This window comes from Acidisoma sp., assembly GCF_035492295.1.
GTDB lineage: Bacteria > Pseudomonadota > Alphaproteobacteria > Acetobacterales > Acetobacteraceae > Acidisoma.
The window spans coordinates 1-11,368 of the sequence record NZ_DATJJK010000185.1 but is presented as its reverse complement, the minus strand read 5'-3'; the positions used below and the strand labels follow the sequence as shown (position 1 = coordinate 11,368).

Below are 11,368 nucleotides of genomic sequence, written 5' to 3'. Positions count from 1 at the left end.
CGGCCCCCTGGGTGCGCTGCACGGATTGCCGATGGCGGTAAAGGATCTGGAGGATGTGCGGGGCCTGCCCAATACCCAGGGCTCGCCGCTCTTCCGGGAAACGATTGCCGAGACCGATTCGATCATGGTCGCGCGCATGCGAGCGGCCGGTGCCATTTTCATCGGCAAGACCAACGTGCCGGAATTCGGCTTCGGCTCGCATACCTACAACCCGGTCTTCGGCACCACGCTCAACGCCTATGACCAGAGCCGCACGGCGGGCGGCAGTTCGGGTGGAGCGGCGGTCGCGCTGGCCACCCGCATGGTGCCACTGGCTGATGGCTCGGACCATGCCGGCTCCCTTCGCAACCCGGCCGGCTTCAACAATATTTTCGGCTTTCGGCCAAGCTTCGGCCGCATCCCGACGGAAGCGGCCGATGTCTTCGCCGCAACCTTCGGCGTTGTCGGCCCGATGGCGCGCAACGTGGCCGATCTCGCCCTGCTCCTTTCCGTTCAGGCCGGGCCGCACCCTGATGCCCCGCTCTCGATCCGCGAAAGCGCTGCCTCGGCTACCGCACCTCTCGATGTTTCCATCGCTGGCCGGCGCATCGGTTGGCTGGGCGACCTCGGCGGCTATCTGGGCATGGAGCCCGGCATCCTGCCGCTCTGCGAGGATGGGCTGCGCGTGCTGGAAGACCTCGGCTGCGATGTCGAACCCGTCGCCATCGGCTTCCCAATGGCCGAGCTATGGGATGCCTGGACGCTCCTGCGCAGCTGGGGTGCCGCGATCGCCCTTGGCGACTTCTATGCCGATCCCGCGAAGCGGGACTTGCTGAAACCCGAGGCGCAATGGGAAGTCTCGCGCGGGCTGGCCGTCTCCGGCACCGATATCGCCCGCGCACTCGCCGTGCGCAGCCGCTGGTACCAGCACATGCAGGGGCTCTTCGCGCGCTACGATCATCTCGTGCTGCCGACGGCGCAGGTCTTCCCCTTCCCGGCGGACTGGACCTGGCCGAAGGAAATCGCGGGCCGCGCGATGGACACCTATCACCGCTGGATGGAAGTGGTGATCCTGGCGACCTGCGCCCAGTGCCCGGCGATCAGCCTGCCGGTCGGCTTCAACGAGGCCTGCCTGCCCATGGGCATGCAGGTTCTGGCGCCTTACGCCCAAGAACTCTCCTGCCTGCAGCTGGGCCATGCCTATGACATCGCCACGCGCTGGCCGGAGCAGCGGCGCCCGGCACCGCTCCCGGCCTGAACACGAGCCTTGCCGGTGACCCGTCTCTGCAGGACAGTGGCGCAAGGGAAACGAATCCGGCAGGAAGGGCCTCGGCCTTGAACAGCGACCGCAAGCAGGTGCTCGTCACCGGAGCGTCAAGCGGCATCGGCCGAGCAACGGTCCTGCATCTCTCCGCATCCGGCATGCGCGTCTTTGCTGCCTGTCGTCGCGCGGAAGACGGCGCGGCCCTTCAGGACGCGTCGGCAACACCGGAACGGCTCACCCCCGTCATTCTCGACGTCACCCGGCAGGAGACGATAGACGCCTGCCGCGCATTCATCGCCACGGAATCCGGTGGCCGGCTGGACGCCATCGTCAACAATGCGGGCGTCGGCACCTCGACGCCGATGGAAGTCGTGCCGCTTGAGACGGTGCGCGCCGCATTCGAGGTCAATGTCTTCGGCCAGCTCGCCGTGATCCAGGCCTTCCTGCCGCTGCTGCCACGCGGTTCGGGCCGCATCATCAATCTTGGCTCCGTGGGTGCCCATATCACCATCCCCTTCGGCGGGGTGCTCTGTGGATCAAAAGCCGCTTTTGAAGCGTTCAGTGACGCGCTGCGGATGGAGCTGCGCCCTCTCGGCATTCACGTCTCAATCATCCAGCCGGGCTCGATCAAGACGCCGGCGGTAGACAAGACGCTCGGCAGCGTGGAGGAGGCCATCAGCCAATGGCCGGAAGCCGGGCGGGCACGTTACGGTGCGCTGTTCCGACGCTTCAGCGCGCGCGCCCGCGCGCGTGAGACGGGTGGCAGCGAGCCCGACATCGTCGCGCGCACCATCCACCTGGCGCTAACCGCGCCACAGCCGCAGACGCGTTACCCGACCGGCAAGGACGCGCGCATGCTGACGCTTGTGCCACGCATCCTGCCGGACAGAACGCTCGATTTTCTCCGTCAAAAGATGCTGGGCCTGCCGACACAGTTCGATGTGCCGCGCGAGCCCCCGTGAGGCGCGAAGCCAGCAGGGCGGAAACCTTCAAATCCGGCGGCGAAAACCTTCTGTTGCCGGAAGGGCCGAGCTTCCTATCCTGCGAGGATCGTCACGTCACCCTGATCGATAGGTAGCCGTATGAAGACCCAAGCGCGCGTAGTCGTCATCGGCGGAGGCGCGGTGGGCGTCAGCACGCTCTACCATCTCGCGAAGAAGGGCTGGAGCGACGTCGTTCTCATCGAGCGGCGGGAGCTGACCTCGGGCTCGACCTGGCATGCGGCCGGGCTGCTGCCGCTGTTCAACCTCAGTTACTCGGTCGGCCAGCTGCACAAATACTCAGTCAATCTCTATCGCTCGCTGGAGGCTGAGACCGGGCTGAATGCCGGCCTCAGCACCGTCTCCAACATCCGCCTCGCCCGCACCCAGGACCGGATGGACGAGTACAAGTATTACGCCGGCATCGCGCGCACCATCGGCGTCGAGGTCGACTTCCTGACCGCCGACGAGGTCCGCGAGATCTGGCCGCTGATGGAGACGCAGGGCATCCTTGGCGCCATCCAGCATAAGGAAGACGGCTATATTCAGCCGGCCGACCTGACCCAGGCGCTGGCGCGCGGCGCGCGCAACATGGGCGCCGAGATCTACCGCTATACCACCGTCACCGGCATCGCCCAGCAGCCCAATGGCGAATGGGTCGTCTCTACCGATAAGGGCGACATCACTTGCGAGCATGTCGTCTCCGCCACCGGCAATTTCGCCCGCAAGACCGGCGAGATGGTCGGGCTGGACGTGCCCGTGATCCCGGTCGAGCACCAGTATATCGTGACCGAACAGCACCCGCTGATCATGGAGCGCCGCGCGAAGGGCCTGCCCGAAATGGGCGTGCTGCGCGAAAGCGACAGTTCCTGGTATATGCGCGAGGAAGCCGGCGGATTGCTGCTTGGCCCCTACGAGATCGGCGCGCCCTGCTGCTATGTGGACGGCCCCTCCCCGCAATCCGAATACGAGCTGTTCCAGGAAGACCTCGACCGGCTCGCCCCCTATATCGAGACCGCCATCGAGCGTGTGCCGGCCTTCGGCGAAGTGGGCGTGAAGAAGGTCTATAACGGTGCCATCGCCTATACGCCGGACGGCAGCCCGATCGTGGGTCCTGCCTGGCACCTGAAGAACTTCTGGCTCAACGAGGGCCACAGCTTCGGCATCACCGCCGCTGGGGGCGCCGGTTGGCAGCTTGCCGAATGGATCGTCGAAGGCGAGCCTTCGGTCGACATGATGGGCGTCGACCCGCGCCGTTTCGGCCCCTATGCCGGGCGCGGCTATCTGCGCCAGAAGACCGAGGAAGCCTATGCCAAGGTCTTCTCCGTGCATTACCCGGAAGAGGAGCGCGGTGCGGCCCGCGGCCTCAAGCGCAGCCCCTGCTACGACCGCATGGCCGCGAAAGGCGCGGTCTTCGGCACCGTCTATGGCTGGGAGCGTCCGGGCTGGTTCGCGCCCGCCGGCTACGAACTCACCGAGGCCGATCTCGACAAGCCGGACGTGCTCCTCAACGAGAACCATGCCGAGCCGGGAGCAGATGGCAAGATCCGGGAGAAGTGGAGTTTCCGCCGCTCCAATGCCTTCCCGCATGTCGGCGCGGAAGCGCTGCATGTCCATCACAAGGTCGGTCTGCTCGATATGTCCGCCTTCGCCAAGATGGAGGTGACGGGCCCGGGTGCGGCCCAGTGGCTGGAGAGCATCCTCACCACAAAAGTGCCGAAGGTCGGGCGCGTGCAGCTGTCCTACCTACTGACCAAGCGCGGCGGCGTGCGCTCCGAGTTCACCATCTTCTCGATGGGTCCCTCTGCCTTCTACCTCGTCTCCGCCGGTGCGTTGGAACGGCATGACCACGACTATCTGGAGAAACTGGCGCCGACGGATGGCAGCGTGAAGCTCGCCCGGGTGACCACGCAATATGGTGTGCTGGTGCTGGCCGGCCCCCGTTCACGCGATCTGTTGCAGAAGCTGACGGACAGCGATCTCTCCAACGCCGCCTTCCCCTGGCTGACGGGCAAGATGATCTCGGTGGGCGCTGCCTCGTGCCTCGCCATGCGCGTGAACTATGTCGGCGAGCTCGGCTGGGAACTGCATCACCCGATCGAAATGCAGAACTACATTTTCGACCTGCTGTTCGAGGCCGGGGCCGAGTTCGACCTGAAACCCTTCGGCATCAAGGCGATGGACAGTTTGCGCCTGGAGAAAAGCTACAAGCTGATCCCGCGCGAAATGTCGATCGAGTATGCCGCGTACGAATCCGGCCTCGACCGTTTCGTCTCGATGAAGAAGGGCGATTTCCATGGCCGCGATGCGCTGCTCGCCTGGAAGGAAGCGGGCCTGAAGAACGCCTTCGTCACCATGGAAGTGCATGGCGTGACGGATGCCGATGCGCGCGGCTCCGAGCCGATCTATCTGGGCGACGAGTTGGTAGGCCGCACCACCTCGGGCGGCTATGGCTGGCGCGTGGCGAAATCCCTGGCGCTGGCCATGCTGCGGCCAGACCTCGCCGAACTGGGCCAGGAAGTGGAAATTTCCATCCTCGGCAAACGGCACCGCGCGACCGTCATCGCCGACAGCCCCTTCGACGCGGCGAACGAGGCCTTGCGGTCCTGACCGGGAAAAGTTGACAGCCGGCAACTCGTCTCACTTCGGACCTTTCTCTCGGCCATAAAAGGGCCACGCGGCCTTCCTCTATTCACCGTCACCCTCGGGCCCGATCCGAGGGTGACGGCAGATAAGGAAGCGCATCATGCGGCACGCCAAGCTCTCTCTGGGAACAGCCCTGCTCACCGCCGGGCTTTTTTCATGCGCTGCGGCGGCGCGGGCGGATACGCTGCTGCACCTTTCCGTCACCGCGAGCGTCACCGCCATGCCCGACGAGCTGGTGGCCGAGCTTTCGGCCGAAGTACAGGCGGCGAGTGCCGGCGCCGCGCAGGCCGCCGTGAACGACATGATCGCCAAGGCACTGGGAGCGGCGCAATCCATTCCCACGATTGCGGCCAGCACGACGACCTATTCCGTCTGGCACCAGACCGACCCCAAGGATGTCTGGCAGGCCAGCCAGGGCATGATGCTGCGCGCGCATGACGGTGCAGCGCTCCTCGCCCTCGTCGGCCAGTTGCAGCAGGACGGGCTGGCGGTGGGCAATCTCTCCTGGCAGCTCTCACCGACCTTGGCCGAGAAGACCTATGAGCAGGCCATGGCGAAGGCGATCGACAAGTTGACCGCACAAGCCGCCGTGGTCGCCAAGCTGCTGCATCTGCAACCGCATGGCTTCAGCAGCGTGACGGTGGGCAACGACAGCCAGCCGGGGCCCCGCCCGATGATGCGCATGATGGCGACCGCCGCACCCGAGGCCAAGGCCCCGCCCAGCGCGCAGGCCGAGGAACAGACCGTCTCGGCGACCGTTTCCGGCGAGGCGCGGCTGGAGCAGCCGGACGACTAGCCCCGTTACACCAGGGGCGGATTGAGCCGCGCGAAACCACCCGGACGGTGATACGGGAAATGCGGATAGGGCGGCGTCACCACGCTTGCCTGGTCAAGCCGCGCGACCTGCGCCCCGCTCAGTGACCAGCCGACGGCGCCCAGATTGTCCCGCAATTGCTGTTCGTTGCGGGCACCGATGATGACCGAGGAAACGGTCGGGCGCTGCAGCAACCAGTTGAGTGCGATCTGCGGCACGGTCTTGCCGGTTTCCTCGGCAATCCCGTCCAGCGCGTCCACGACCCGGAACAGATGATCCTCGTCCACCGGCGGCCCGAAACCCGCTGTCTCATGCAACCGGCTGCCCGCGGGCAGCGGCGAGCCGCGCCGGATCTTTCCGGTCAGCCGGCCCCAGCCGAGTGGACTCCACACCATGGCGCCGAGCCCCTGATCGGCGCCGAGCGGCATCAGCTCCCACTCGTAATCCCGCCCGACGAGAGAGTAATAGACCTGGTTGGCGACATAGCGCGTCCAGCCGTGACGTTCCGCCGCCGCCAGCGATTTCATGATTTCCCAGCCGGCGAAATTCGAAACCCCGATGTAGCGCAGCTTGCCCGCCTGCACGAGCCCATCCAGCGTTGATAAGACCTCCTCGACCGGGGTTCCGGCGTCGAAGGCATGAAGCTGGAGAAGATCGATGTAGTCGGTGCCGAGGCGGCGCAGCGCATCCTCCACCGCGCGGATCAGGCGCAGGCGTGATGACCCGGCATCGTTCGGGCCATCCCCCATCGGCAGGCTGGTCTTGGTCGAGAGCAGCACGCTGCCCCGCCGCCCCTTGATCGCCGCACCCAACACGTCCTCGGACGCGCCATTTGAGTAGACATCCGCCGTGTCGAACAAGGTAAGCCCGGTCTCGAGACAGATGTCGATCAGGCGGCGCGCCTCGGTGACATCGGTATTGCCCCAGGCGCCGAAGAGCGGGCCGGAGCCGCCGAAGGTGCCGGCACCGAAGCTCAGGACCGGAACCTTCAGTCCGGAGCGTCCAAGAGAACGATAGTCCATCGCTTTGGCCTTTCGATAAGGATGATGGGGTCAGACGACCGCGGCGCGGCGGTTCTGGCTCGCCACGACGGCGACCAAGATGGCTGCGGCCGGGAAAAGGGCTGCCGCGAGAGGCACGAACCGGAGGCCGGGACCGTACCCGATCACCGCCCCGCCAGCCCAGGCGCCCAAAGCATTGCCGAGATTGAAGGCGGCGATGTTGAAGCTGGAGGCAAGGCTTTGCCCGGCGCCGGTGGCCTTGGAGATTACCCAGATTTGCAGCGGAGCGACGGTCGCGAACCCAGCCGCGCCGAGCAGTCCGACAAGCGCGATGGCGAGAATTTGCATGTGCAAACCCGGTGTCATCATAGCCAGGATGACGGCGAGTGCGGCCAGAGAGGCGAAGATGGCGCCGAGCAGATTGCGGTCTGCCAGCCGGCCGCCAAGGAGATTGCCGACCACCAGGCCACCACCAAACACGAGCAGGATGGGCGAAACCGCAGCCGGGGCGAAGCCGCTGATCTCGATCAGCATCGGCGCAATATAGGTGAAAACCGCGAAGACGCCGGCATAGCCGAGAACAGTCATCAACAGACCGAGCAGAACAGGCGCGCGCAGGATTGCCCGCAGGTCGGCGCGCCAGTCCATCTCTTCCGGCGCCTGGCTATCCTTCGGCACCAGGACGGCAATGATCGCCAGCGCCACGAGGCCGACCAGCGCCACCGCCCAGAAGGTCGCGCGCCAGCCAAGCTGCTGTCCGATCCAGGTGCCCAGCGGCACACCGAGAATATTGGCGACCGTGAGGCCGGTGAACATGACCGCCACCGCCGAGGCTTTCTTGTTCGGCGCGACGAGGCCCGTTGCCACCACCGACCCCACGCCAAAGAAAGTGCCGTGCGCCAGCGCCGTGAGCACCCGCGCGGCCATGAGAAGACCGTAGCTGGGCGCCAAGGCGCAAGCCGCATTGCCGAGCGTGAAGATCGCCATCAGGACGATCAGCACCGTCTTACGCGGCCATCGGCCGGTGAGCACGGTCAGCACGGGCGCGCCGACGACAACGCCGAGCGCATAGCCGGAGATCAAGAGCCCGGCGGTTGCGATCGACACGCCGAAACTGGCGCTGACATTCAGAAGCAGTCCCATGATGACGAATTCAGTGACGCCGATGCCGAAGGCACCGGCCGTCAGGGCGTAGAGTGCCAGCGGCATGATCTGTTTCGTCCTGTCAAAAACTGTTCGGACGTAAATGGACCTGACTGATCCAGTGATATAGAGGGCCGATAGGAACAGCATATGTGAGTTCAAAGACCATATGGCCCGTATCGACACCAACCGCTCCAGCGAGATGGAGGTCTTCGTTCAGGTGGTGGAGCAAGGCGGCTTTTCCGCCGCCGCGCGCCTGTGCCGCATGACGCCATCGGCGGTCAGCAAGCTGATTGCCCGGCTTGAAGCGCGCCTCGGTGCCCGGCTTATCAACCGCTCGACACGCCGCTTTCAGCTTACCCCCGAGGGCTCGGCCTTCTACGAACGGGCAACGCGCATCCTGGCTGACATGGCGGATGCCGAGCGCGCGGCGGGTGCCGGGGAACGGCCGGTGGGGCGCGTGCGCATCAATACCAGCGCGTCTTACGCCAACCATATCCTGGCGCGCATCCTGCCCGATTTCCTGGTGCTCTATCCCGAGATCAGCATCGACATCACCCAGACCGACGCGGTGGTGGATCTGCTGGCGGAGCGGACGGATGTCGCCGTCCGCGCCGGGCCTTTGAAAAGTTCCAGCCTGGTCGCGCGCAAACTGGGCGAAACGCCGCTGCTCATCCTCGCCTCACCCGCCTATCTGGCCCGCTTCGGAGAGCCCCGAACGATCGCCGATCTGGATCGCCATAACCGTCTCGGCTTCAGCTATGTCCGCGCCGTCGACGGCTGGCCGCTGCGCGAAGGCGCCGAGACGGTCGTTGTGCCGACCGTCGGCCGCGTGCAGGCGAGCGACGGCGAGGCGTTGCGGCATCTGGCGCTCGGCGGCAGCGGCATCGCGCGTCTCGCGGGTTTCACGGTGCGGGATGACATCGCATCCGGCCGGCTGGTGCCGATCCTGCAGCATCTCGACGCCGGGGAACCGGAGGAATTCCACGCCATTCACATCGGCCAGGGCGGGCCGCTGCCCTCCCGCGTGCGCGCCCTGCTCGATTTTCTGGCCGAACGCGGAAGGGTAGCGTGAGAGGACGGGCCGGGCCGGGGCCGCGCCGTCGCCTATTCGGTATTGCAGTCAGCAACGGTCTCGGCACCGTCTTAGAGGAAGCGCGGCTTGGGAATGATCCATAAACCGATTGCTAAAGCCTCTGCTTTTTGCTCTAGACAGCAGCAACACCGCCAAGCGGCTTCCAGACCTAAATAGAGAAACGCCACCCAATAAGCCGCCCATCACCAGGATCAACCTTACCATGACAGCAAATGGGGTCGTTTCTCAAGGCGACCGTTTTTCAGATCAGGCCAACACCGGTTATTTAGCTATTCCCTGCCCGCCAGACAAACTAGGGGAATTCATCGCGGGGCTATTGGGGAAGCCCAAGGCTATCCAGAAAAAAATTGCTGGAGCTATCTGCATCACTCGAGACGATATTGCTAATTTTCATCATCTGATTGAGCAACGAATCCACGAACAGAACGTTGCCCAACTCATCAAACTCACGATCGAGATCCAATATGATGACAACTCTACCGTATGTGTAAGCTCGATCAAAGAGTTCTTAACATATTCAGAACTTCGTCCAATAGTGTCGAAATTCATTGCGATGAACTGGGTTTATCTCGTTCAATTCAACAACAAAGAGGCCCCCGAACGCCAAGAAATTTCACTTGAAATATCTACCAATAATTCCTCTATCTCCAACAATTTTGATCGATATCAATATGATGTTTCCGATGATATACAAGGCTATATCAAGAATCGTTCTAAGCAAGATTTTACGATCGAAACCGGAAAGATCGAAATAACGATTGCCCACACATCTCGATCCTGGGCAGTAGACATTGAAAATCTTCTCACAAATCAGGCACAGAGCTACATAAGAGATGAGTCGTGGTTACGAAAATTTTTGGTCGACTTCAATTTCCCTTGTCATGCAGTATTATTTTTGTCACTTTCGACCTTTTTGATATGGCTTGGATACCGCGGACTTCGCTACAATTACCACGTAAACTACGAAACAATTCTAGCCAAGCCAATTCTAAATAATCTAACACAATCAAAGATTGATTTTATTTCGTCTTACCTGACCAGCGGCAGCTTATTGCTTTGGATATTACTTTCAACAGTTTACGTTTTTCTTACCTTCGCGATTGCGGGAGTGGCCGCCGGCGCCACCATTTCGCTTGCTAATATTCCGGAGCCAAGTTTTCTTCTTCTTTCAAAAAACTCCGAGAAATACAAGCTGGATATCGAGCGTCACTGCCAGGCCAATCTTAAAGTTTTTTCCGCAGGCGTAATTTTAAACGTAATTCTTGGCCTAGTATCTAGCTACCTTTTTGCTTTTTTTAATTAGAAACAGCGCACCCAAAGAAGCGAGCCTCTGAGTCACTCGACCCCGATCATGATCTCCACCAGATTCGCGGTGCCGCAGGCGATGCCGGCCTCGATGGCGGGGGCGACGTCCTCTGGCCGCTCCACCCTGCGCGCCGGCAGGCCGTAGGACGCGGCGAGTGCCAGATAATCGATCGCCGGTTCGCCGATATCCATGGCGATGTAGCGGTTGCTGCGGGTCGACAGATAGTCTTTCTGACCCTTCATGAAGTTCTTCAGGATATTGTATTCGCGATTGTTCATGACGACGAAGGTGACCGGCAGCTTCTCGTGCGCCGCCGTCCAGATCGCCTGGGGGCTATAGAGCGCCGCGCCGTCCCCCACCAGCGAGACCACCGGCTGCCGCCCCAATCCCAGCGAACAGCCGACGGCCGCCGGCATACCCCAGCCGAGCGCGCCACCACGCAGGAAGGAATACTGGTTCGATGACCGGCTGTTGAGAAATCCCCGCAGATGCATGGATGTCGCGATCGCCTCGTCAACGATCGAGATATCGGGGCCGATGGCGCGGGCGGCTTCCTGGGCAGCGACCAGGGGCGTGATTTTCGGCGCGTCCCATTCGGAGGCCGCGCGCGCCGCGAGTGCCGCGCGATGCGCGGCGCGACGCTCCGCCGCCTGGACGCACAGCGCGTCATAAACGTCACGGCGCGGTTCGGTTGCCTTTTCAAGAACGGGCTGCAGGGCGCGGAGCGAGGCGCGGATGTCGCCCACCACCGAAAGCTCGGTCGCATAGGTGCGGCCGAGATCGCGCACGTCAGTCGACATCTGGTAGACGACGCAACTTTTTGGAATGATCGGGCCACTGGAATAGAGGATGGTGATGAGCGACTTGCCGCCGAGCGCGAAGATCGCGTCGTACTGGGTCAGCATCTCGTAGATGTCACGGCCCTTGTTGGGCATGTTCCCGGCCCAGAGCGGATGCGCGGTGGGGAACGGCAGACGGGATGGCCAGGAGGAGCCATAGACCTCGGCGCCCAGGGTCTCCGCCATGCGGGCCACCTCGGCGGCCGCGTCGCTCGCATGGACTTCATCGCCGGCGATGATGAGCAGACGCCCAGGCGCGACGGCGGCGAGGCGATTGGCCAGCTCGTCCAGCGAGCCCGC

The 11,368-nt window shown here is 63.3% G+C and carries 9 protein-coding genes; 6 read left to right on the top strand and 3 right to left on the bottom strand.

Annotation, left to right across the window (positions count from 1 at the left end; genetic code table 11):
• From VL752_RS13835 to VL752_RS13820, 4 genes are all read left to right on the top strand, one after another.
• A partial coding sequence (locus VL752_RS13835) for an amidase (RefSeq protein WP_325356219.1) occupies nt 1-1,237 on the top strand: 1,237 nt, incomplete at its 5' end.
• 77 nt (nt 1,238-1,314) lie between these two features.
• Entirely contained in the window at nt 1,315-2,205 is an 891-nt protein-coding gene (locus VL752_RS13830) for an SDR family oxidoreductase (protein ID WP_325356217.1), read from the top strand.
• 120 nt (nt 2,206-2,325) lie between these two features.
• Nucleotides 2,326-4,833 (top strand): GcvT family protein, encoded by a 2,508-nt coding sequence (locus VL752_RS13825; RefSeq protein WP_325356215.1) that lies wholly within the window; start codon nt 2,326-2,328, stop codon nt 4,831-4,833.
• A 136-nt stretch (nt 4,834-4,969) separates the two neighbouring features.
• Nucleotides 4,970-5,665, top strand: a complete 696-nt coding sequence (locus VL752_RS13820; protein ID WP_325356213.1) for an SIMPL domain-containing protein — start codon at nt 4,970-4,972, stop codon at nt 5,663-5,665.
• Between the two features lie 5 nt (nt 5,666-5,670).
• On the opposite strand, the gene VL752_RS13815 is transcribed toward VL752_RS13820, so the two are convergent.
• Both VL752_RS13815 and VL752_RS13810 read right to left on the bottom strand, forming a co-directional pair.
• The gene (locus VL752_RS13815; protein WP_325356211.1) at nt 5,671-6,705 is read right to left on the bottom strand and encodes an aldo/keto reductase; all 1,035 of its coding nucleotides are present in this window, start codon (nt 6,703-6,705) and stop codon (nt 5,671-5,673) included.
• A gap of 30 nt (nt 6,706-6,735) precedes the next feature.
• The gene (locus tag VL752_RS13810) at nt 6,736-7,893 is read right to left on the bottom strand and encodes an MFS transporter (protein ID WP_325356209.1); all 1,158 of its coding nucleotides are present in this window, start codon (nt 7,891-7,893) and stop codon (nt 6,736-6,738) included.
• A 103-nt stretch (nt 7,894-7,996) separates the two neighbouring features.
• On the opposite strand from VL752_RS13810, the gene VL752_RS13805 reads away from it, so the two are divergent.
• The gene (locus VL752_RS13805; RefSeq protein ID WP_325356207.1) at nt 7,997-8,902 is read left to right on the top strand and encodes a LysR family transcriptional regulator; all 906 of its coding nucleotides are present in this window, start codon (nt 7,997-7,999) and stop codon (nt 8,900-8,902) included.
• A gap of 109 nt (nt 8,903-9,011) precedes the next feature.
• Complete coding sequence (locus VL752_RS13800; protein WP_325356205.1) at nt 9,012-10,226, top strand: hypothetical protein; 1,215 nt, start codon at nt 9,012-9,014, stop codon at nt 10,224-10,226.
• 32 nt (nt 10,227-10,258) lie between these two features.
• Here the strand turns inward: VL752_RS13800 and VL752_RS13795 are convergent.
• The coding region (locus tag VL752_RS13795; protein WP_325356203.1) for a thiamine pyrophosphate-dependent enzyme at nt 10,259-11,368 on the bottom strand (1,110 nt) is incomplete at its 5' end.